The sequence below is a fragment of the Thermomicrobiales bacterium genome (genome assembly GCA_041390825.1).
GTDB lineage: Bacteria > Chloroflexota > Chloroflexia > Thermomicrobiales > UBA6265 > JAMLHN01.
Genome location: JAWKPF010000015.1, coordinates 29,520 through 53,195, shown reverse-complemented (window position 1 = coordinate 53,195; position 23,676 = coordinate 29,520). Strand labels below are relative to the sequence as shown.

General features: G+C 62.1%; 18 protein-coding genes. 15 read left to right on the top strand and 3 right to left on the bottom strand.

Annotation, left to right across the window (positions count from 1 at the left end; translation table 11 throughout):
* Positions 1-128: 128 nt before the first annotated feature.
* Together argS and R2855_09590 are read right to left on the bottom strand one after the other, a co-directional pair.
* Positions 129-2,345 (bottom strand): arginine--tRNA ligase, encoded by a 2,217-nt coding sequence (gene argS / locus R2855_09595; protein MEZ4531272.1) that lies wholly within the window; start codon positions 2,343-2,345, stop codon positions 129-131.
* A 114-nt stretch (positions 2,346-2,459) separates the two neighbouring features.
* Positions 2,460-2,690: a hypothetical protein gene (locus R2855_09590; protein ID MEZ4531271.1), complete on the bottom strand. Its 231-nt coding sequence runs from the start codon at positions 2,688-2,690 to the stop codon at positions 2,460-2,462.
* A 453-nt stretch (positions 2,691-3,143) separates the two neighbouring features.
* Between R2855_09590 and coxB the strand changes: the two genes are divergently transcribed.
* The 9 genes from coxB to R2855_09545 all read left to right on the top strand — a co-directional run bounded on the left by coxB (position 3,144) and on the right by R2855_09545 (position 12,302).
* Entirely contained in the window at positions 3,144-4,301 is a 1,158-nt protein-coding gene (coxB, locus tag R2855_09585; GenBank protein ID MEZ4531270.1) for a cytochrome c oxidase subunit II, read from the top strand.
* 75 nt (positions 4,302-4,376) lie between these two features.
* The gene (gene ctaD, locus R2855_09580) at positions 4,377-6,275 is read left to right on the top strand and encodes a cytochrome c oxidase subunit I (protein ID MEZ4531269.1); all 1,899 of its coding nucleotides are present in this window, start codon (positions 4,377-4,379) and stop codon (positions 6,273-6,275) included.
* 71 nt (positions 6,276-6,346) lie between these two features.
* The gene (locus tag R2855_09575) at positions 6,347-7,072 is read left to right on the top strand and encodes a heme-copper oxidase subunit III (GenBank protein ID MEZ4531268.1); all 726 of its coding nucleotides are present in this window, start codon (positions 6,347-6,349) and stop codon (positions 7,070-7,072) included.
* A gap of 12 nt (positions 7,073-7,084) precedes the next feature.
* Positions 7,085-7,447: a cytochrome C oxidase subunit IV family protein gene (locus tag R2855_09570; protein MEZ4531267.1), complete on the top strand. Its 363-nt coding sequence runs from the start codon at positions 7,085-7,087 to the stop codon at positions 7,445-7,447.
* A gap of 133 nt (positions 7,448-7,580) precedes the next feature.
* Positions 7,581-8,393, top strand: a complete 813-nt coding sequence (locus tag R2855_09565) for a cytochrome c oxidase assembly protein (GenBank protein ID MEZ4531266.1) — start codon at positions 7,581-7,583, stop codon at positions 8,391-8,393.
* A gap of 7 nt (positions 8,394-8,400) precedes the next feature.
* Entirely contained in the window at positions 8,401-8,778 is a 378-nt protein-coding gene (locus R2855_09560; protein ID MEZ4531265.1) for a hypothetical protein, read from the top strand.
* A gap of 16 nt (positions 8,779-8,794) precedes the next feature.
* Positions 8,795-9,427 carry a hypothetical protein gene (locus R2855_09555; protein ID MEZ4531264.1) on the top strand — a complete coding sequence of 211 codons (633 nt, stop codon included), beginning with the start codon at positions 8,795-8,797 and terminating at the stop codon, positions 9,425-9,427.
* Positions 9,428-9,516: 89 nt separating this feature from the next.
* Positions 9,517-11,223, top strand: coding sequence for a GMC family oxidoreductase N-terminal domain-containing protein (locus tag R2855_09550; protein MEZ4531263.1), 1,707 nt, complete (start codon positions 9,517-9,519; stop codon positions 11,221-11,223).
* Positions 11,224-11,237: 14 nt separating this feature from the next.
* Positions 11,238-12,302 (top strand): proline racemase family protein, encoded by a 1,065-nt coding sequence (locus R2855_09545; GenBank protein MEZ4531262.1) that lies wholly within the window; start codon positions 11,238-11,240, stop codon positions 12,300-12,302.
* A 36-nt stretch (positions 12,303-12,338) separates the two neighbouring features.
* On the opposite strand, the gene R2855_09540 is transcribed toward R2855_09545, so the two are convergent.
* Positions 12,339-13,544: an MFS transporter gene (locus R2855_09540; GenBank protein ID MEZ4531261.1), complete on the bottom strand. Its 1,206-nt coding sequence runs from the start codon at positions 13,542-13,544 to the stop codon at positions 12,339-12,341.
* Positions 13,545-13,685: 141 nt separating this feature from the next.
* Between R2855_09540 and R2855_09535 the strand changes: the two genes are divergently transcribed.
* The 6 genes from R2855_09535 (at position 13,686) to R2855_09510 (ending at position 23,673) form a co-directional block, all read left to right on the top strand.
* On the top strand, positions 13,686-15,335 hold the full coding sequence (locus R2855_09535) for a M28 family metallopeptidase (protein MEZ4531260.1): 1,650 nt from the start codon (positions 13,686-13,688) through the stop codon (positions 15,333-15,335).
* Between the two features lie 2 nt (positions 15,336-15,337).
* Positions 15,338-15,967, top strand: coding sequence for a 3'-5' exonuclease (locus tag R2855_09530; GenBank protein ID MEZ4531259.1), 630 nt, complete (start codon positions 15,338-15,340; stop codon positions 15,965-15,967).
* A gap of 114 nt (positions 15,968-16,081) precedes the next feature.
* Positions 16,082-17,182, top strand: a complete 1,101-nt coding sequence (locus R2855_09525; protein MEZ4531258.1) for an imelysin family protein — start codon at positions 16,082-16,084, stop codon at positions 17,180-17,182.
* Positions 17,183-17,279: 97 nt separating this feature from the next.
* Positions 17,280-19,661 carry an FTR1 family protein gene (locus R2855_09520; GenBank protein ID MEZ4531257.1) on the top strand — a complete coding sequence of 794 codons (2,382 nt, stop codon included), beginning with the start codon at positions 17,280-17,282 and terminating at the stop codon, positions 19,659-19,661.
* A 225-nt stretch (positions 19,662-19,886) separates the two neighbouring features.
* On the top strand, positions 19,887-20,417 hold the full coding sequence (locus R2855_09515; protein ID MEZ4531256.1) for a hypothetical protein: 531 nt from the start codon (positions 19,887-19,889) through the stop codon (positions 20,415-20,417).
* A gap of 361 nt (positions 20,418-20,778) precedes the next feature.
* Positions 20,779-23,673 (top strand): 2-oxoglutarate dehydrogenase E1 component, encoded by a 2,895-nt coding sequence (locus tag R2855_09510; protein MEZ4531255.1) that lies wholly within the window; start codon positions 20,779-20,781, stop codon positions 23,671-23,673.
* Positions 23,674-23,676 lie beyond the last annotated feature (3 nt).

Sequence of the window (23,676 nt, the reverse complement as noted above, 5' to 3'; positions counted from 1 at the left end):
GTCCGATGATGCTAGCACAGGGGCGCGGCGGTCATGCGGTCAAGCAACATCGATCCACCGGCGGAATGCGTTTTTTCAGGGATGGGCAACTACTTCCCGGACTCCGGACACCGGACTCCGGACCCCATTCACATCGCGCTCGGTGCTTCGATGGCAAGCAATCCCAGGCCGTTCGCGAGCGCCTGACGGGTAGCGTCCACCAACGCGAGCCGCGCGCTGCGCACTGGCTCCTGCGAGTGGATCACCGGGCAGGCATGGTAGAAGTCGTTGAACGATTTGGCGAGTTCATAGACATAATTGGCGATCAACAACGGCCGATACTGATCTGCTGAACGCTGCACTTCCTCTGGCAACGCGGCGATCTGCTGCAGCAGCGCGAGTTCTGCCGGATGGATCTCACCGAAATCGAGCGACAGTTCGCCCAGCGCGGCCTTGCCGACCGCCGCGTCGTGATCCCATCTGGCGTTTTCCAGAATGCGACAGGCGCGCGCATGGGCGTATTGGATGTATGGCGCGGCATGCCCATCGAATGAGAGCGCCTCGTCGAGGTCGAAAACGACGACCTTGCTGTTATCGCGCGCCAGCATCGTGTATTTGATGGAACCAATGCCGACCTGCCAGGCGACCTCGGATTTCGAGGACTCCGGAAGCTCAGGATTCTTCTCGTCGATGATTTCCCGCGCCCGTTGCAGCACTGCTTCCTTCACATCGTCATAGAGGGGGGCGCGTCCCTTGCGGGAGGAGATGACACCTTCTGGCAACGTGACGATTTCGTAGGGAAGGTGATATGCCTGTTTGGCCTGCTCGAATCCCCAGAGTTCGAGGATCTTGAAGATCTGCTTGAAATAGAGCGATTGGCGCACGTCGACGACCCAGACTGCCCGGTCGATCCCAAACTCCTCGAACTTTCGTTTGGTCAGCGCCAGGTCCTTGGTCGAATAGAGCGATGTGCCATCCGAGCGAAGGATGGGCAGCGTGCGGTAGACCGGGTCGGTCAGCCCGAGTTTTTCGTCGATCTTGACGACCGTCAAGCCGTCGCTGATCTCCGCCAATCCGGTTTCGACCAACTCCTTGACGATTTCCTTGCCGGGTTCTTCTACTTCGCTTTCGAAGAACCAGACGTCGAAATGCGCATCCAGCTCATCGAAGATGCGGCGGAAATCGGTCAGGCTCCATTCCCGTGTTTCCTGCCAGAGCGCCACCAGAGCCGGTTCTTGCGCTTCCCAGCGGGCAAACGTCTGACGGACTTCTTCTCGCCATGCGGGCACATGGGGCCACCATGCGATGTTCCGGTTGAGCTCTTCCCACCGGTCGAGCCGCTCGCCCGGTGTCATTTCCGGAGGAGCGATACCCTCGACCTCGACGTAGGGTTTTTCGTTTTCCAACTCCAGCCGGAGCTGTTGCCCCACGATTGGCCAGAACTTGACGATGGTGGAATCGTCCCGGAAGTCGGTGTCTTTCAGCTCCTGTCCAAAGGAGAAGCGGCCAAGCAGATAGGCGATGTCTTCGTTGTTCGCTTCTTCCCGCCAGAGGAGCTTGAGCAACCGGTCGATGGCCTCGACGAAGACCGGGTCGTCCTTGATGATCGATTGCAGGAACCCGATGACGTCTTTGCGATATTCCAGTCGCGCGTCCGATTCGGCGTAGACCTGACCGATCCAGGCGCCCCGCGATTCGATGTCCTTTGGCTCCTGACCGAGGTGGAACCGCTCATAGCACCAGAGGCACTTGATGACGTGCATGCCGATATCGCCAGGATACGTTGCTTCCATGACCGGATATCCGGCAGCAGCCAGGATGCGGCTGACCGATACGCCAAGCACGGAATTGCGCAGGTGTCCCACGTGGAAGACCTTGTGGGTGTTGGGCTGGGAATGCTCCACCATCACCCGTTCGGTCCTGGGCGCTCCGCGGCCATACGCATCGCCGCGTGTGAGCACTTCGCTCACCAGTCCGGAGGCAACGACCATCGGGTCGAAGGAGATGTTCACGTAGCCGTTGGCTGCGTCGACCGCGCCAAACGCGCCGCTGGCCCGCAATTCAGCGGCGATCTGCTCGGCCAGTTCGAGCGAGATCGCTCGAGCGCGCTCGCTGGTCAGCTTCTTGGCTTCTTTCTTCGAGAGTCCTTCGAGAGCGCCGGATCGCTCCAGCTCCGCTGCGGCGGCTTCCCCGGCGAGCGCGTGGCTGATCGATGAGGCCACACCCCAGGTGCCGGTGAAGGGTACTGGTCGGAGGTCGATTGGCCCGCGTGGAGTCAATCCCAACCCGGCAACGGCGCTTGCGATCGCGGTGCGGGCGCGCTCCTCGTATTCCGCGATCACGCCATTGGTTGCGAGTTGACTCATAGACTGTTGGCTCCTGGCCGGGTTGCCCGGCCCGCTCATGGGCGCAAATTGCGCCGCCGGAAGCTCCAGCGGCGCGACCCCAGATGTCTCGATCGGACGGGAACCGCCCGTTGATCAGGCGTCCCTGGTTTCTCTGCTGCCCCGGAAGAGCGAACTGAGTCCCAACAACGCCACAGCGCCACCAAAGATGGCGCCGATGAGCTGTTTCCAGCCAAGTCCCTCACCACCACCGCTGACGCCGATCGAATCGGCCAGCAGTGAAACCGCAGCCATCACGACTCCGCCGATAAAGGCGATCAGCCCAAGGATGCGGCTGGTGAGCGGTGTGCGAGCATTCCTGGTCACGACGTCAACTCCGAGAGAAATGCGGAGCCCGCCGGAAACTTCGTTACAATTGCCTGAAATCGGATGCGTGGCAATCTCGGCGGGGCATCGATGTCATCGCCGGATTGTAGCATTTTTGCATTGGCCTCCTCTTAGAGGAAGCCGATCTGCAAACGTGCTATGCTGCGCCGTATCGATCATGCTGCACTCCGCAAACCGGCGCACAAGCGTCGCTGATACGGTGTAGGATGCTGCAGTGCACGCCAAATGAAGCGGCTCGGTTGGGGCGAGTTCCGCGTCTTGGCGTCGAAAATCGGTAACCAATTCGAACGAGATGCTGCAGCGCGGCGCGAGTTCGTCGGACGTCGAGTAACCAGAACATCCGCAGCAGCCATCGGGTCGATGCGGGAAGGCACGGGAGGAGCAATGCACCGGGGATCAACAGGCGGCCGCCGACGAACGTTGACGCGCTTGATGACGCTGCTCGTCCTTGTCGCCGTGGCAGTCGGCGTGCTCTTGCCCGCGGTTGGCGCGGAGAGTCCCTACACAACGCTGTCACCGAAGTCGTCACAAGCCGACGATATCCAGTGGTTGTACAAACTTGTCTTCTTCCTGGCGCTCATCGTCTTCGTGGGCGTGCAGATCGCGATCGTCTATACCGTGCTGCGCTATCGCCGACGCGCCAATGACGAGCGGCCAGAGCAGTTGCATGGCAACAAGACGCTGGAAGTCATCTGGACCATCATCCCGGCTATCGTGCTTCTCGCGATCTTCATACCGACCGTGCGCACCATCTATGCCCATGCCGATGAGGTGGAGGAAGGCAATTTCACCGTTCAGGTGTATGCCAAGCAGTGGTGGTGGGAAGTCCACTACACCGATGACACGGGCGAGGCCGCCGGTGTGATCACCGCCAACGATATCGTGGTGCCGCAAGGCAAGAAGGTCGTCTTCGAACTCTTCTCGAACAATGTCATCCACTCCTTCTGGGTTCCGCAGCTATCGGGCAAGCTCGATGTGATGCCCGGGCACGAGAACAAGCTGCCAATCGACACGGACAACGTCGGTCTGTACTTCGGCCAGTGCGCTGAGTTCTGCGGCGATTCGCACGCGCTCATGCGCTTCAAGGTCATCGTGCAGCCGCAGGACGTCTTCGACCAATGGGCCGCCGGTTGGAAAGCGGGTCCGTCCGAAGCGTCCCAAGCCTTCGTGCCCGATGGAGATCTGACCAAGGTTCCCGCCGCGTTCGGACTCTGCCTTGCCTGCCATCAGGTCGAGGGCACCAATGCCACGATTGCGCCAGAAGGTCTGGAGGAAGAGCCGCTCACCGATACCGGCGAGATGGGCCCGGCCAAGTACGCTGGTCCAAACCTCACGCTCATGGGATGCCGCACCACGATCGCTGCTGGCGTGTTGCCAAATACCCCGGAGAACATGGCCAAGTGGCTGGACGATCCCGGCGCCATCAAACCGGGTGTCTACATGGGCGAAGTGATCGAGGACGGGACGCTCGATGATGCGCAGATTCAGGAGCTTGTCGATTATCTCGAGAGCTTGAAGCCGGCCGAAGGATGCCCCGAGATTCCGGTGCAACCAGGTGTCACGGAGCAGGTGACTCCGTCCAATCCCTAATCGGTACGATCGAGGAAGACCAGGCGTGTCCGGGGCGCGGGCGCGCGAGCAGAACCAGGAGTCAGGAGCGGAATCATGGCGTCGATCGCTCAACCACATAGCGTGGCGCAGCCAATCACCAAGCCGAATACCGGTCTATGGAGTTGGATAACCACGATCGACCACAAGCGCATCGGATTGATGTACGGCGTTTCCGCCTTCATCTTCCTGCTGCTGGGTGGCCTGGAAGCGCTGGTCATTCGCGCGCAGTTGGCCAAGCCAGAGAACGATCTGGTAAGCGCGCAGCGCTACAACGAGCTCTTCACGATGCACGGCACCACGATGATCTTCCTCGCGCTGATGCCGATGACATCTGCTTTTTTCAACTACATCATGCCGTTGCAGATAGGCGCCCGCGACGTTGCGTTCCCGCGATTGAACGCGTTCAGCTTCTGGGTCTTCCTGGCCGGCGCGATTGTTATCAACATTTCCTGGTTCTTCAACGAAGCGCCGAACCAGGGATGGTACGGCTACGCGCCGCTGACCGAGAAAACGTGGAATCCGGGCCGCAATGTCGACTTCTGGATGCTCGGCTTGCAGATTCTTGGTGTCGCGTCGATGGCGGCCTCGTTCAACTTCATCGTTACGATCTTCAATCTGCGCTGCCCGGGCATGAAGATGATGCGCATGCCCATCTTCACCTGGACGACCCTGATCGTTTCCCTGCTGATCGTCTTCTCATTCCCGGCAATTACGGTTGCCCTGCTGCTGCTGACCTTCGACCGCTTCGCTGGCACCGGCTTCTATGAAGCTGCCGCCGGTGGCGACCCGCTCCTCTGGCAGCACCTCTTCTGGGTGTTCGGCCATCCGGAGGTGTACATCCTGGTCTTGCCGGCATTCGGCATCGTCTCGGAAATCATTCCGGTCTTCTCGCGCAAGCCGCTCTTTGGTTACTCGGTCATGGTGTATGCCACGTGCGCCATCGCCTTCCTTGGCTTCGGCGTCTGGGCGCACCACATGTTCACGGTCGGCCTTGGCCCGACCGCCAATGCGATCTTCGCCGGCGGCACCATGCTGATCGCGATTCCGACTGGCGTGAAGATCTTCAACTGGGTCGGGACCATGTTCAAAGGGTCGCTCCAGTTCACAACCGCCATGCTGTTCGCGGTGGGACTCGTCTCGCAGTTCGTGATCGGCGGCCTGTCCGGTGTCATGCACGCGGTGGTGCCGGTCGACGCGCAGCAAAACGACTCGTACTTCATCATTGCGCACTTCCACTATGTCCTCTTCGGCGGAACCATGTTCGGTCTGCTGGCGGGCATCTACTACTGGGGACCGAAGTTCTCTGGAAAGCTGCTCGACGAGCGTATCGGCAAGTGGCACTTCTGGCTGACGTTCATCGGTTTCAACCTGACCTTCTTCCCCATGCATTTCCTCGGGTTGGCCGGGATGCCGCGCCGCTACTTCACCTATGCGGAAGACAGTGGCTGGGGCATGTGGAACGCGGTCGTCTCCTTCGGAGCGTTGGTGCTCGGATTCTCGTTCCTGGTCTTCCTCTGGAACGTTCTGAGGACGATTCGCCATGGCGAGCGCGCTTCTGCTGATCCGTGGGATGCCGCCACGCTGGAATGGGCGATCCCATCGCCGCCGCCGGTCTACAACTTCGCTGCAATCCCGACGGTGACGCATCGAGATCAGCTCTGGTGGGACAAGTACGGCGACGAGCATGGTCACGCGCATGTGCCGACCAGCGAAACGCCAACCACGGCGGAGATCCAGGCGCGTGCGAACGCTGCGCATCCGCATGTGCACCTGCCGAGCCCGAGCTACTTCCCACTTCTGGCAGCGTTGGGACTCTTCATCTTCGCAGTCGGGCTGCTCTTCCACGACCCGGCGATCACGATTGGCTTGTTGCATCTGCCGATCGTCGCCGCCGCTGGAGCGGGGCTCTTGATCATCTCTGTCTACGCATGGGCGTTCGAGCCGGCAGGCTAAGTTCGAGGAGGCCGGCTGGCGCCGCGATCGGCTGATCGCCGCGCCACTGGGAGAACCTGGAGGAAATCGCGTTGGCTCAAGCAGTTGCCACCCTTGATCACGCACATGGGGCCGGAGACATCGGGCATGGCGAGCATGCCGATCACCCGCCTTCTTCGACCGGTCTGGACAGCCGAAAGCTGCTGATGTGGCTCTTCCTGGCGTCAGACTGCATGTTCTTCGGTTCGTTGATCGCGATGTACATGATCTATCGCGGCGACGCCGAGCGCATGTTCGAAGCCGGACAGGGTGTCGGCCCGGTACCGCATGAGATTCTCGACATCCCCTACACCTCTATCAGCGCATTCGTGCTGCTGATGAGCTCGCTGACCATGGTGCTTGCGCTGGCGTCGATTCAGCGTGGCAATCAGCGCGGTTTGCGTATCTGGCTCGGCGCCACTGCCGCGCTCGGGCTGGTCTTCCTTGGCGGTCAGTTCTTCGAGTTCACCTCGTTCTATCACGAGGGGCTCGGCCTGACGACCAACATCTTCAGCATGTCGTTCTTCACGCTCACCGGTTTCCATGGCGCCCACGTCACCATCGGGGTCATTTGGCTCATCTCGCTGGTGATCGTGTCGCTGCGTGGCGGCGTCCGGCAGGATCAGTCGATGAACGTGGAGATCGCTGGTCTCTATTGGCACTTCGTCGACATCGTCTGGATCGTCATTTTCACCCTGGTCTACTTGATCCCGTACGACAAGGTCGAAACGGTGACGCACGAAGCGGAACAAGGGTTCCGGCTGATCGGATTGGGATAGGGAGAGCGACTGATGGCCGATCACGCAATGGTGGTTCCCCACGAGGATGAGGGGCAGGAGCACCTGACCCAGGCAATGTATGTGAAGATCGCGCTCGTGCTGGTGGCGATCACCAGCGCCGAAGTGGCGATCTACTACATCCAGTGGTTCCATGACAGCGGCGCCCTGGTTCCGGCTCTGGCAATCATGTCGCTGGCGAAGTTCATCATCGTCATCAGCTACTACATGCATCTCAAGGTCGACGATCACCGGTACCGCTACATCTTCATCTGCGGATTGATTCTGGCGGCTGCCATTGTTGCGGCCCTGGTCGCGCTCATGCGCACGCACCAGATCGACTATGCCCTGCGCTTGATCGCCGGCGCCGATCACTGATGCGCTTCCCGCGCCGCGCGGGTAATTGCTCTCGCGGCGCGCCGTGTCTCACATGTCCAGCTTCGATTTCGTTCCATTGCACACAGGGGTTCCTCCGACCGGGTGGCTGCACAGCGACTGGTCGCCGGAACCCATGGTCGTTTTGAGCTCATTCGCGCTCGCGGCCCTCTATATCCTCTGGACCGGTCCGCTCAATCGGCGGCGCCCAGGGAGCGAAGAGCGCAAGACCACTGGCAGGCAGACCGCGTCGTTTCTGCTCGGATGCCTTGCCTATCTGATCGCCCTTAGCCCTCCGCTCGACGACTGGTCGGACTTCTATCTGCTAACGGCGCACATGTTTCAGCACATGATCATCATGTTCGTGGTGGCGCCGCTCTTCCTGGTCGGCATCCCGGCATGGGTGCTCCAGCCGCTTGCGAACAATCGCTTCACGAACAGGATCGGTTGGTCCCTCACACGGCCGATCGTTGCGGCGATCGTTTCGACGTTCATCGTGGTGGTCTGGCATTTCCCGGGGACCTATGATGCGGCCCTGAGGCATGAACCGATCCATATCGCGCAACATGCCTCGTTCCTCATTGCGGCTTTGCTCGCGTGGTGGCCCGTGTTGGGACCGTTGCCCGCCTGGCCGAAGATCCAGTCGCCTCCGTTGCAGTGCCTCTATCTCTTTCTCTATAGCCTGCCGGCTGGCTTGGTCGGCGCCTTTATCACGATGTCCGCCCCTGGCTTCTACGACTACTACGCCAGCGTCCCGCGCATCTTCGGCATCGATCTGGAAATGGATCAGCAACTTGCCGGACTGATGATGTGGGTCGGGGGCAGCATCATCTATCTGCTCTGGATCACCTATATCTTCCTCTCCTGGGCTGGTCGGGAGGAAGCCGCTGACAGAGAGCAGCGTCCCGGCCCTCCGCCGGGCGCGCCGGTCGGCGTCGAAGGAGCCTAGTTGCGCTATGTCGCTCTCCTGGCGCTCGGTCGCGGCGAAGTTCCCGGCATCGGAAGTGCGTACCAGCGAAACCCTCGCCAAGGACGAGAATTTCGATGGCTTGCCGGTGCGTGGCTTCCTCTGGACGCTGTTCGTCTTCAAGATGGCCACCGTGGCAGTCATCTTCTGGGCCGCGGGCGGTTCCGGCGAAGCCGGCATCTTGCTTTCCGCGACGACCTGGCCGTGGCTTATCATTCCCGGCATCGTGCTCTTTGGCTGGCTTGCATTCCATTTCCGACTTCGTCGCGTTCGTGCCCGGCGGCATGTGTATCAGCAGGCAGAATGGATGGTCGGCGAACGTGAGACAATGGGCGTAAGCGCAGGCCCAGGCGATTGGGACGTGTGAGAAGGGGAGTTGACGGTTGGGACACTATGTAGCAGTACGCTGGATCCGTCCGGCGATCGTCGGCATCATCGCCGCTTCGATCACCGGTGTGCTCATCTATTCGATTGGGCATCTCCTGCTTCACTTCGCCGATCACTCGATCACCGATGAGCTTCAGCGAAAAGAGCTCTGGATCGGTCTGATCCTCACGGTCGGAATCCTGGCGGTCGCGGCATTCCTGGCCACGCGTCCGGCTGGCGCCCTCGGTCCGCTGGACAAGCCGGTCGCGATTGGCAAGACGCCAATGGCCGGCGAGCTTAGCCTCGCGCCCGTGCCCCTGAGCGCCAAGTACGGTCCGGAAGGCACCGTCGCCGATCTCGCTCCTGGCTACACGCTCTATGCCCGCAACGGCGCTTTCGCCGACACGATCGACGTCATGAAGAGCGTCGAGGATGTCGGTGGCATCCAGCGTACGCTCATCTATGCCAAGGGGCTGTATGGCGGGCAGGACGAGCTCTGGATTCCCATCGAGGCCGTTTCGGGAGTCTATCCAGAGAGTAAGTCGGCGTTCCTGGCAATTGCTGGGGACGAAGCAGAGACCTTCGGCTGGAACCGTCCTCCAGTCAGCTTCTCGCGCCTCGACCGACCGAAGGAAAAACCGCTCTACTAGGAGTTGGCAGCGCTCGCGCAATGGCACGCTGACCGAAGCAGTCGATCAGGCGTTCGCGCGCAGCAAACAACGATCCGGGATCAGCGAGCGTGACCGATCGGAGCAACGCAACATTCGACTACATCGTCGTTGGCGGTGGGACGGCTGGCTGCATCATTGCCAGCCGTCTTTCGTCTCGTCCCGGCGTGCGTGTCGCGCTGGTCGAAGCTGGTGAAGACACGCCGCCCGGGCACACCGACGACGTCATTTGGGACAGCTATCCCATCGTGGCCTATTTCGATCCACGGCATCACTGGCGGGATCTGCGCGTTTTCTATGGCGAGGCCCCCGACGGCGACCGGGAAACGCGTGGTGTCTTCCGCTACGAACAGGCCAAGGTGATGGGCGGCGGCTCGTCCATCAACGGCATGATGGCCAACCAGGGCGCGCCAGGTGACTACGACGAGTGGGCAGCCGCCGGAGCAACCGGCTGGGATTGGGAAGGCGTGCTTCCCTATTTCCGCAAGCTCGAACGCGATCTCGACTTTCCAACCGAACGACATGGCGCCAGGGGGCCGATCCCGATTCGACGCGTACCGGAATCCGAATGGCCGGAATTCAGCCGTGTTGCGGGTCGGGCGCTTGCGCGTGCCGGTTTCGCCCGAATCGATGACCAGAACGACGAGTTCGAACCGGGCTATTTCCCGATAACTATCAACAACGAGCATGATCGCCGGGTTTCGACCGCTGCTGGTTACCTCGACGCCGATGTTCGCCAGCGCCCCAATCTCACCATTTTCGACAACACGGAAGCGCGCCGGGTCTGTTTCGATGGCGTGCGGGTAACCGGTGTCGAAGTGCAGCGCGCGGATGGAGCGATCGAAATCCTCCCGGCCAACGAGGTTGTTCTTGCTGCGGGAGCGTTGCACACTCCGGCACTGATGCTCCGATCGGGCGTCGGGCCGGCTGGTGAGCTGACCGCGCTTGGCATACCGGTCGTGGCCGACCGCCCTGGCGTGGGCCGCAATCTGCAAGAGCATCCCCAGATTGCCGTGACCGCCCTGTTGGAGCCCCATGCGCGCCAGCACTGGGAGCAGCGCCGGCATATCTTCGCGGGATTCCGCTATTCGTCCGAAGTCGACGGATGTGACGACGTCGACATGTACGGTGTCGTCGTGAACCGAGGAGCCTGGCATTCGCTTGGGCAGAAACTGGGCGGTTTCCTGATCTGGGTCAACAAAGCGTATTCCAAGGGTCGGGTGACCCTCGTCTCCGCCGACCCTGCCGTCGAACCGCGCGTTGAGTTCGCCTTCCTCAGCGATGAGCGGGACGCGCTGCGCTTGTGCGACGGCTTGCGGCGACTCGCCGCCCTCTACCGCGATCCGGAGATGGAGCGGGCAACGTTTGCTCCATTCGCAACCAGCTACACCGAGCGCTCGCGCGATCTTGCCATCGTCTCCGATGAGACCGAGACTCGCCTGCGGCCGATTGCGGATCGACTGGACGATCCGTCCTCCGACCGATTGTCAGTGATGACGAGTTCGGTCGCGACTGGCCCCGATCTCTTCGCGCTGGTCGAAGACCCTGCTGCGCTCGAGGCGTTTGTGCGTGAGCGGGCGCATGGCACCTGGCATTGTTGCGGCACTGCCCGCATGGGCGCGGTTGACGACCCGCTGGCTGTGACCGATCCCGCCGGACGTGTCTACGGTGTGACGGGACTGCGGGTCGGAGACGCGTCTTTGATGCCATCCGTTCCACGCGCAAACACCAACCTGCCGGTCATGATGATCGGGGAGAAAATCGCCGACGCCATCTGAATGGAGCGAGTTCGATGCGATTCGACCGCATGATCACTGCCGTGGAAGCGCATGCCGGTGGAGAGCCGGGGCGGGTCATCACCGGTGGGATCATCGATGTCCCGGGCGCAACCATGTTCGCCAAGATGCAGCATCTGCAGCAGCATCGGGACGAGATCCGCAAGCTGATGCTGCGCGAGCCGCGTGGCTACCCGGGACTCTGCTGCAACATCCTGTTGCCACCTACGGAACCCAGCGCTGACGCCGGGTTCGTGATCATGGAGCAGGTCGAGTATCCGCCCATGTCGGGCTCGAACACCATTTGCGTGACCACCGTGCTGCTGGAAGCGGGCATTCTTCCAATGCACGAACCCGAAACCCGTCTCACACTGGAAGCCCCGGCTGGATTGATCGACGTGGTGGCGACCTGCGCGAACGGCAAGGTCACCGGAGTCACGTTTCAGAATCGGCCGGCATTTGCCGCGTATCTGGATACCGAGATCGACGTCCCCACGCTCGGCCGGATCGTGGTGGATGTGGCCTATGGAGGCATGTGGTACGTCATCGTCGATGCCTCACAGGTTGGCCTGGAGATCGTTCCTGCAAAGGGCGCCGACATCGTGCGGCTCGGAGAGTTGATCAAGGGAGCTGCCCGCGAACAGCTCCCGGCCGTCCATCCGGAGAACCCGGATATTGCCGGAATCAGCATTCTCGAGTTCACCGCTCCCCCGACGTTGCCAGGCGCCGATGCAAAGAACACGGTCGTCATTTCGACTGGCTCGTTCGATTGGGACGATCCTTCGACCTGGACCGGCGTGCTCGACCGGTCCGCTTGCGGCACGGGCACGTGCGCGCGCATGGCGGTCATGCACGCCAAGGGCCAACTCTCGCTCGATCAGGACTTCGTCCACGAGAGCATCATGGGCACTACGTTCACCGGCCGCCTGATCGAAGAGTGCACGGTTGGCCCATACTCCGCGGTCGTCCCGACCATCACGGGGCAGGCCTGGATCTATGGCCTTTCGACCTACCTGGTCGACCCCTCCGATCCGTTCCAGGAGGGATTCACGATTGGTGATCTTTGGGGCGGTGTCGATTAGTGAGGAGATGCTTCCCGGAATCGCGGTTGCGCGCGCCTAACTGGCCGGCAGTTCGTCGTTTTCCTGCCTTCGGGATTCGAATGGGCGCGGCGCGAAGAGGCTGACGACAATCATTCCAATCGCAAGCACCGGGAGCAAGAGCAGCGCTCGTTCGAACGACCCAGTCGCGTCCTTGATTGCCCCGCCAATCACCGGGCCAGCTGCCGAGGCAAGGTACCCCACGCACAGCACCATCCCGGCGGCGAGTCCGGTCTTGCCAGGTGGCGCAACGTCCACCGGCATCAGCAGTCCCATTCCAAAGAGCCCGGCGACACCGAATCCGCTCAGCACTGGCCAGATCCACATGACGCCGGACGCCGTCGGGGCCATAGCGAGTCCGGCCGTCCCGAGCAGCAGCGTCACCGATGCCAGCATCGTGGGGATCTTGCGCGAGCCGATCCGGTCCGAGAGGAGCGGCAAGCCCACCATCGCAGGGAAGGTCGAAATGTTGTAAAGCGCGAAGAGGATTCCAGCGGTATCCCCGGAGAGACCGTCGTCCTGGTAGACCGAGGGGAGCCACGCAAGCAACAGGTAATACGCGAGTCCCTGCCCTGAGAAGATGAGGGTCACGATCCAGACCTTGCGGTCGCGCCAGGGGCTCCAGCGAGCCAATGCGCCGACCGATGGAGAGGGCGCCCCGGACGCAGTTGCCTGGGTCGCGGGAACCGACCAGTAACGCAACCCAACGACCCATATGGCGAGGCCAATTCCGGCCACGCCGCCCCAGACCGCAAGCGGAATACGCCAGCGCGATGCATCGTCGGAGAAGTCCATCAGCACCGGGGTGAGGAACGATGCCACCACCGAACCAAGAAAGAAGCCGCCCGCATAGACCCCGGTGGCGAGCCCGGCATTCCGGGGATAGAGGGCCAAACCCAGCCGAGGAAGGCCCGGTTGTGCTATACCGATTCCGATTCCGAAGAAAGCGGTGAACAGCACGAGCATCGGAAATGCGTTTGCTGCCGCCCGGAGTCCGCCGGCAAGCGCCACCAACGCCAACCCGGTCGTCAAAATGGCGCGCGCGCCGAACCGATCGACCAGTCGCCCGCCTGGCAACGCGGCAAGCCCCATCAACGCGGTGGGCAATGCGACCAGCAGGCTGCTTTCGGTGTGAGAGAGATGCAGGTTTTCGGTCACGTCGGGCAGGAGCGGCCCGACGCCTATCAATCCGGTTCGCAGATTGAACGCGACCAGGCTCAACAACCCGAGCGCCAGTGTGGCGTGACGCGCGGCGCCCTCGGGCGCGCGCGCCTCGGTTCGACTGCGGAGATTCGACGGTAGTGCTACGACGGGCTCCTGCCACTTCGGACAACGTACCGCATTCTAGGCGCGCGGAGGGATCGCGTGTCTGAACGCATCCCGCCGGGGAAAACGCCGCCCCCCGGCAAAGTCCCTCCGCGCAAGAAATCGCCGAGCGGGTCGAATGCGACCAGGCGGCCGGCAAACACGCCAGCACCCGGGAAAGTTCCGCCGTCGGTCGCTCGTCGCGGCCAGCGATCACGCCCGTCCGGAGTGCTGCTGGCTGGCATCGCCGGTATCTTTGGCATTCTCCTGGTCGCCATCGCGGTTTGGGTGACAAGGGGCGGCGCCGAACCGCCGCCCGAAGTGGCGCAAAGCCTGAAGGAGACGCCATCGGGCGTCGTCGATGTCGATGCGACCACCGTGCCGCCTACGCCAATCCCATCGCCCACGTTTCCACCGGAGGACACTCCCACGGTTGGCCCCACGCAGCCCGAGGGCGTCTGCAATCCGCTCTGCCTGGCGCGCATGCCGGCTGGACCGGAGACCGACGCGTTCCTGGCCGAGTTCGGAGCCAAACCGACCTACGAGCACGATGCCCATACCTGGTTGAGTCTCGACAACCGCATGCTCGCCCAACTGGAGCAGGAAGGGCGGGAGTTCACGTTGGTCGAAGGGGTTGCTGACACCGCGCGGCTGTACGTCATGCGTTTGCCCGAGGGCGTCGATCGTTCGTGGGTGGACGATATGGGCACCGTGGTCGACGGGGCGGACAATCAGTTCATTGTCGATATTCCCGGGCCGCCGCCGTATGTCCGCGATTTGATCGACATGGGCATCTCCATCGAGAAGCTGCCGCCACTCTTGCCAGTCATTTCACCGAAGACCGACAAACCGGAGATTTCCGATCCGGGGGCGCCCGCCGAGAGTGTGAGCGTGCAGCAGCTCAAGCAGCGCATCATCGATTTGCAGGCGATGGGGTCGGCAGACGGCGAGCTCGGAAGCCGGGAGTACTCCCAGCCGGGCAATGTCCAAACCGCGGAGTACATCTATCGTCGCCTCGCCAGCTATGGACTGAATGTCTGGTATGAGGATTTCATCGGCGACAACGGGCGCCTGCTGCTCAATGTGGTGGGGGAGATTCCCGGCGCAGATCCCAGCAAGATCTATCTCATGACCGCGCATTTCGACACTGTCGCCGATGACACGAAGAACCCCGTGCTCGCTCCGGGCGCGCTCGACAATGGCACGGGAGTGGCCGTCTTGCTGGAAACAGCGCGGGCGCTCTCGGACTATCAGTTGCAGCATCCGGTGCATTTCGCGTTCTTCAACGCCGAGGAATACGCCATGCAGGGTGCGCATGCTTTTGCTCTGCACGCCACCACGGTCGAATCCCGCCAGTATGCGGGCGCGTTCAATGTCGATTCGGTTGGCGCGTCGTTGCAGCAGAACCAGCTCTATGTGAATGCCGCCAACACCGCCTCAGCCTATCTCTCGAGTCTGCTCGCCGATGTCAACGACCGTTGGGGGCTTGGGGTCGCCGTTTGGCCATCGACCAGCGACAAGATCAAAGCCGACGAACAAGAGCTCAACAACTTTGGCATTCCGGCGGTGATGGTGGGCGCCGTGCTGTACGGCGATCCGATGATCAACAAGTCGACCGATACCATCGAGCAGATCGACATGTGGTACCTGCAAGCAGTGGGGCAACTGATGACTATTGCCATGTCCACGCTCGTCATGCAGGGAACCTGATCGTGCCGACCTCCGCTCAGCGCCGGGTCCGTGCCGAGGTGACTGCCTGGGCGCGACAGCGCGTATCCGATCCCGGCACTGTCTTTCTCGATACGGAAACTACCGGACTCGGGGCTGGTGCAGAGATCATCGATCTGGCAGTGGTCGATGTGGCCGGCAATGTGCTGATCGACACGCTCATTGCGCCATCGGCGCCAGTGCCGCCGGAAACGACGCGCGTGCATGGGTTGGTCGATGCCGACCTGGCCGGCGCCCCGAGCTGGATCGAGATCTATCCAGTTGTCTCGGAGTTGATCCGGGAGCGGCCAATCGTGGTTTACAACGCCGCATTCGATCGGCGCATGATCGCCGGGTGCTGCGCTGCGGCCGGGTTTCCCGACGAGGAGCGCGATTGGCATTGCGCCATGTTGCACTATGCGCGCTTTGCCGGAGTGCGCTCAAGCGACCATCGGAATCGATACCGGTTCCACAAGCTTTCCGATGCGCTCGCCAGTTTCGACTTGCCTGCCGGTGGGCACCGGGCTCGGTCGGACGCCATGGCGTGCCGCAATCTGGTAGTGGCGCTGGCGCATATCGACGTTCCCGCCCAGAGCGATCCCGCTTTCGCCTCCTCGTTGCTCGGTCCAATGTGAGCTTCCGCGGAAGCAGACGGCGTCTATTCCGAGTGATATACTCGGAATTGTTCGTTTCTTCGTGGCCGCCGTCAACCGTGCCCGGCGGTCGAATGAATTCACAAGGAGCGCAGGATGTCGAGGTTTCGCCGGCTTGGCGCCGGGATCGCGTTGACGCTGGTCACTACGTTGTCGTTCGTGCCCATCGTCTCCGCGCAGGAGGCAACTCCGGATGTGGCGCCGGTCGCCGTCGAGGACCTGGAGCTTTCCGGTATCAAGACCTACCTGACCGAGCATGTCGACGCCGTGGTTGCCGGCAATGCGATTCTGCTGGAAATGGCGCAGAGGTACTACGAACTAGCCGAGGCCAGCAACTTCGACTACCAGGCCATGTGGGACCAATCTGGCAGCGCGCTTGCGGCCGATATCGAGCAGGCGCGGGAAGTCTGGATCACCCAATCGAGCGGCAACTATGAACTCTCGGAAGGGATCGTTGCCGGAGTCCCGTCGCTGACGTATTACGACCTCTTGCTCGATGCCGGTCCGAGCGGGGAAGAAGACCCCGCCAACGCGCTCGACAACGAAGTCACCCTGCCCGACGGCACGGTGCTCTCCCGGCCCGGCAGCTTCTACCATCACCTGACCGAGCCGGCCCTGTGGGGCACCGATCCCGAGCATGTCGGGCTCGCGGTCGATTTCGATGGCAATGGCACGATCGAAATCGGCGAAGCGTTGCCGGACGCGAACTTCCTGCTCGGCACCATGCAGGGTCTCAACCAGGCGGGGCTCGACCTGCAAGCAGCCGTCTCCGAGTGGACCCCGAACCCGCAGGACGCGTTCACCGCGCTGCTCACCATGGTTCCGACCATGAATGGCTATTTCGATGACTGGAAGAACTCGCCGTTCATCCTGGGGCAGGACTCCACCGCCGAATCTTTCGTCGCGGTCAGCCGTCTGGTGGACGTCGCGGGAATCCTGAACGGTCTGCTCGTCACGTACGACAATGTGAAGCCGGCGGTGGTGACCGTGAATCCTGAGCTGGCCGCGCAGATCGACACCGGTCTCGACGAGATGATGGCATTCGTCACCGATATCCATGCGCAGGAAGACTCCGGCACGCGCTTCACGCCAGAGCAGGCCGATATCTTCGCAGGACAGATCGAAGAGATGTCCGCCGCGGTTGCCGGTCAGGTCACCCAGGCAATGGCGTTGCTCGGCATCGAGCCAGCGAGCTGATTCGCGCGGTCCTGGAGGCACAACCTCGTCTTGCACAAATGTGCGTGTGAGACGAGGTTCCTGGCTCACGACGTTCAGAGGCACTGAAATGAACCGCATGGCACGCGTGATCAGCGCATTCGGAATCCTCGGTCTGGTCGTTCTGACCGTTCTTTCCGCATGCATTCCAGCCGCCGCTCAGGAACCGGGTGCGACCCCGTCGCTCCTGGCGCACGACCTGAACAGCGGTGTTTTTACCGCCCAATCGCAGCTGCTCCTTGGCAATCAGGACGCTGCGTATGCTGGTCTCGACGAAGCAGACGCGGCTCTGGCTGCGCTTGCCCCGATGATTGCCAACGACCCGGAGATCCAGGCAGAACTTAGCGGCTATCTCTCCGATGCGCGTACCGCGGTAGGGGACGAGGACAATGTGGCCCTGGCGGTCGCCAAAGGAAGCATTTCCACTGGCTTGCTGCGCGCCGCCTATCAGGAGACCATCCTGGCGGTCCAGGGCGGCGATCTCGACACGGCCGCCGCGTGGCTGCTGGTGCGCGAGTACCGTCCGACGACCAAGTTCTCTCGACCCAACGCCAAGGCCACCACAGCCCTGGAGGAACTGCGTTCTGGCAACATCACCACCGAGGACGCCGTCGTTGCGATCTCTGCCGACTTGCTCGACGCCTATCAGGGACAGCTCGACGCGTTCGTAGCCGACGCCGTCCAGGCCGAGAAGAGCGGCTATGCGGTCAGTCAGGCCGAATCAGCCGCGCGTGCGAATGGCTATTGGCAGATTGTCGCTCCCGCGTACGAAACACAGAATGGCGCCGAGGCTCGCGCCGCGGTCGACCAGACCTTCGCTGCTCTGGTTGCCACTTCGATCTCCGGAGAAACCGAAGCCTTCGAGAAGAGCGTCGCCGATGCGCAAACGGTGCTCGCCCAGTTTCGCGCCGCGCCGATGACGGACGCCGAGCAATCCGAGCGTGCCCACCAGCTCATCCAGTTCCTGGGACTCATTCCGGTCGAATACAAGCGAGGCGTGAGCGGCACCGAGGTCAAGATCCCACTGGAGATCGAAGAGGCCAAGGCATTCTCGGAGGCCGCGACGGCCGCATTCGCCGATATCCGTCCGGCGCTCAACCAGCTCGACCCGGTGGCCACGAGCCGGATTGCCGAGGCGCTGCGTACCCTCGACGAGCAGGTGTCCGAGGCACGAGCCAAGACGAATGTCGTCGAAGCGGGCGTGATCGAAGATGCGGTGAAGTCGCTCGAAGAGCAATTGCGCCAGATCTACCCGACCGAATGGAATGAATCGTCCAGTACGGCCGATTTCGACGTCGTCTCCACGTTGCTCGAGCAGGTGCTGGCCGCGACGGCGGCTGGGCAGTACCAGCAGGCCGAGTCGGCTCGGCTGCAGGCGTATGCCGTATTCGAGACCGGGCCGGAAAAGCACCTGCTCGGATTCGCTCCCCGGCTGGCGCAGGAAACCGAGGCGCTCTTCTGGACTGGCAACGGTGACACGCGGGGATTGCAAGTCGCGATCGACGACCATGCGCCGGTTGCCGAGATTCAAACCATCCTGGCCGAGTTGCAGAAGACACTCGAGGAAGGGAAACAACGCCTCGGCGCGGACCGTCCCGGCGACGCCTCGATCATCTTCAATTCCGCCACTATCGTGTTCCGGGAAGGACTGGAAGGCATCCTGATCCTTGCATCGCTTCTGGCGAGCATGATCGGCGCGAACCGCATCTACAAGAAACCGCTCGTGGTAGGGGCGTTTGGCGCGTTTGTCGCAACGGCGGTTCTCTTCTTCCTGGCCCGAACCGTGCTCGTTTCGCTTGGACAGTACGGGGAAAAGCTGGAAGCGATCGTTTCCTTGATCGCCATTGCGGTCTTGCTCATCGTGATGAACTGGTTTTTCCACAAGGTCTACTGGACCAAGTGGATCGCGCATCACCACCAGAAACGGCGCATGCTCATTGGCGGCGCGGCTGGTCAGTTCCTTGGATTGGCGCTGCTTGGATTCACCAGTGTCTTCCGGGAAGGGGCGGAAACAGTGCTCTTCCTGCAAGCGATGGTGCTCGATGCCGGCACCTGGACGGTCTTGAAGGGCGTGGCGCTCGGGCTGGCAGGCGTGGCTGTGGTTGGCGCGTTGGTCTTCTTCATGCAGGCCAAGTTGCCGCACAAGAAGATGCTCATCGTGACTGGTTTCATGATCGCCTTCGTGCTGGTCACCATGGTGGGCAATACGGTGCACGTTCTGCAGGTCGTCGGTTGGATGCCGATCACGCCCATCGAGAATCTGGTGCTGCCGTACTGGACCGGTGTCTGGCTTGGGCTGTATGCGACCTGGGAAGGGATCATCGCCCAGCTCATCGCGATCATCTTCGTCTTCGGTTCCTATTTCGCCGCTGAGTGGTCGCACGATCGCTCGCAGCGCGCCAGGCTGGAAGCGTCCATGTCGGCCCAGGCCGGGTCCGGAGTCCTGAGCCCGGAGACCTGAGACAGAGCGAACCCAACGAGATGCTCGAGAGGGCCGCGCGACCTGCCGCGCGGCCCTCTTTGCGTTCTGTTGCCGAGCGCTTTCTCGGGCAGGGCGGTCCATTCTCGATCTGGTTCGCACCGCCCGATGATCCAACCGCAGGCGATCTGCGTACCCATTCCAACGCGACGGGAGGGCCGCCGCAGGAAGGTATCGCCGGGAAAGCCCGGCAGGAGATGAACCCGAATGCTCACCGTTTCTCGTTCGATCCGTGCATGGTCGGTTCTCACCGCAGCGCTGCTGCTATCGCTTGGCATTGTGTTCTTGCCAGGCAATGCTGCTGCGCAGGACATGGCCATGGCTTCTCACCCGGCCCATATCCATTCCGGCACCTGTGCCGAACTGGGCGATGTCGTCTTCCCGCTCAGCGACGTGAGCAGCACCATGATGATGGATGGCACTCCCATGGCCATGGGCGACATGATGGGCGCGACGGACGCCATTCCGGTCGAGGCGAGCGTTACCACCGTCGCGGCAGCGCTTGCTGATATCGTCTCCGGTGGCCATGCCATCAACATTCACGAATCCGCCGAGAACATCGGCAACTACATCGCCTGCGGCAACATTGGTGGCACCATGATGGGCGCGTCCGATCTCGCCATCGGTCTCGCCACGCTCAACGATTCGGGCTACTCCGGCGTTGCCACGTTGCACGACAACGGCGATGGCACCACGACGGTCACGGTCTATCTCACGCACGCCGGCGGTATGATGTAGGTTCACCTGTCGCAATCGAAGTCACGCTGCGGAGGATCGGGGATAACCCGATCCTCCGTTTGTTTTCAGCCCATCTCATTCTCAGGAATGCCCAAATGCCGAAGATACTTCGGAATCCTTTGCATTCTGCCGGGTATCCGCTCTGCAACCTCTCCATCTCGCACAACATTTGGTCGAATTGCCCGAAATTCCTCACCGATCCGCGCCTGTTCAGGTGTAGAATGCTCCCGTGCACGCAACACCGGCGTTCTGTGCTTTGCACCTTGTGTTCTGGTAGGCGCGTGCGGAATGAGCTTTCCCGATGTGGCGCGACAAACCGGAGCCAGCAACTCCACGCGTCAAACACTCAGGTGGTACGAGGATGTCCGACATCGCAGCGTTTTACGGGCCGAACGCCGGCTACGTGTTGGAGCTCTACGAGCAGTACCTCGAGGATCCCGATTCGGTCGGCCCTCGCTGGCAGACCTACTTTGCTGAGTTCAAACCTGAACTTCCTGTTTCGGCCAATGGCCATGCTGTCGTGGCAACCGCGCCAGTTGCGCCCGCTGCCAATCTGGAGAAGGTGGTGGCCGCGGCAGCGCTTGCCCAGGCGATTCGCGAGTATGGCCATCTCGACGCCAATATCGATCCGCTCGGGCGTCCTGTCGCGGAGAACCTCGATCTCGAGCTTTCGACGTACGACCTGACCGAGGCCGATTTGCGCGCGCTGCCGGCCATGGTCGTCGGTGGCGACGTGGCGATCGACAGCGCGAATGCCGCTGATGCCCTGCAGAAACTGCGTGACATCTACACCGGCTCGACCGGATTCGATTTCGACCATGTTCATTTGCCGGCCGAGCGCGCCTGGCTGACCGAAGCGGTCGAGTCGCAACGTTTCGCCCAACCGATGGAGCGTTCGGCGCGCCGGGCGCTTCTGCGCCGGCTGACGGATGTCGAGGCCTTCGAGCGCTTCCTGCACCAGACCTATCTGGGGCAGAAGCGCTTTTCTATCGAAGGAACCGACATGCTGGTGCCCATGCTGGACGAAATCGTCCTGGCAGCCGCGGGCGACGGCGTGCGGGAAGTCATCTTCGGCATGGCCCATCGTGGCCGCCTGAACGTGATGACCCACGTGCTCGGGAAGCCGTATCAGGCCATCATCGCGGCGTTCGAAGGCGCCAAGTGGCGTCCGAAGCAGGACGAGAACGACCCCGCCCAGCAGTTCTCTGGCGATGTGAAATACCACCTCGGCGCGCGCTTGCTTCGCGGCGAACAGGGCCACATGGTCGAGGTGCCGCTGGCGCTCGCCCCGAACCCCAGTCATCTCGAAGCGGTCAACCCCGTGGTCGAGGGCATGGTCCGCGCGTTGCAGGATGTCACCGACAAGCCAGGCAAACCGGTGCGGGACAACAAAGCGGGCATGGCCATTCTCATCCATGGCGATGCGGCCTTCCCCGGACAGGGTGTGGTGGCGGAAACGCTCAATCTCTCGGCGCTGCCTGGATACACCACCGGTGGCACGATTCACATCATCGCCAACAACCAGGTCGGGTTCACGACATCGCCCAGCGACTCCCGTTCCACCCGATACGCAGGCGACCTCGCCAAAGGCTTCGAGATTCCGGTGTTGCATGTCAATGCCGATGATCCGGAAGCCTGCCTGGCGGCTGTCCGCATGGCGATCGAGTATCGAGACACATTCGGCAAGGACTTCCTGGTCGATCTGGTCGGCTACCGCCGTTGGGGTCACAACGAAGGCGATGAGCCATCGTTCACCCAGCCGGAGATGTACAAGATCATCGACAAGCATCCAACGGTGCGTGAGCTCTTCGCGCGCCAATTGGCGGAGGAGGGTGCGGTCGCTGCGGGCGAAGCCGACACCATGCTCCAGAGCGCGCTCGATCACCTGGCCGGCATTCGCCGCTCGGTTACCGACGGCACCGCGAACCTGAACGAGGATGTGCCACCGCCCCCGCCACGCCGCGGCGTCGACACCGGCGTTCCGGAAGAGACGCTGCTCGAATACCATCGCGATCTTCATGCCGTGCCAGCGGGCTTTGCGATCACACCGAAGCTTGCCCGCCAGTGGGAGCGCCGCGCGCGAATCCTGGACACCCCGGACGGCAAGATCGACTGGGCGCATGCCGAGGCGCTCGCGTTTGCGGCCATCCTTGCGGACGGAACGCCCATTCGCCTGACTGGCCAGGACTCCGAGCGAGGAACGTTCAGTCAGCGCCATCTCGTGCTGCACGGCGTCGACGGGTCGACCTTTACTCCTCTGACCGCGCTTCCCGCGGCGAACGCGTCCTTTGCGGTCTATAACAGCCCGCTTTCGGAAGAAGCGTGCGTCGGTTTCGAGTACGGCTATAGCGTGCAGGCTCCGGGACGGCTGGTGCTGTGGGAGGGTCAGTTTGGCGATTTCGCCAACGGCGCCCAGGTGATGCTCGATCAGTTCATCAGCGCCGCCCGCACCAAGTGGCGGGTCGAACCCTCGCTGGTGATGCTCCTTCCGCATGGCTATGAAGGTCAGGGGCCGGAACACTCCAGCGCCCGGCTCGAGCGTTACTTGCAGCTCTTCGCACAAGACAACATCCGCGTGGTGAACGCGACCACCTCGGCGCAGTACTTCCACCTGCTGAGGCGACAGGCGGCGCTGCTCATTTCCGATCCACGCCCGCTTATCGTGATGACGCCGAAGAGCCTCTTGCGCAATCCGGCGGCGGCATCGGAGTTGTCGCAACTTATCACCGGTACGTTCCGCACCGTGCTCGATGATCCCATCAACACGGAAACCGATTCGGTGACCCGGCTGGTGCTCTGCTCCGGCAAGGTCGGCGTCGATCTCGATGCCAGCCCCCTCCGCGCCGAGACCAGAAACGTGGCCGTTGCGCGGGTCGAGCAGCTTGCTCCCTTCCCGAAGACGTATCTGGGCAAGACGTTGGCGCTCTACCCGAACCTGCAAGAGATCGTTTGGCTCCAGGAAGAACCGAAGAACATGGGCGCCTGGACCTATATCAACGACAAGCTGCGTGAGATCAGCAACGGCGTGCCGGTGAGCTACATCGGCCGTCCGGAGCGTGCCAGCCCAGCCGAAGGCGCGGCTGATCTGCACGCGGCCGAGCAGAAGCGCGTGGTCGAAGCGGCCTTTACGGGAGCGCCGACTGCCAAGACGAGCAAGAGCATCGGCAGCAGCCGCAAGACCGCTGCCAACGGACATTCGGAAAACGGCGAATCGGTGAAACCCGCCGAGAAGAAGCCAGCCAGAAGCAGGAGTTAAGCA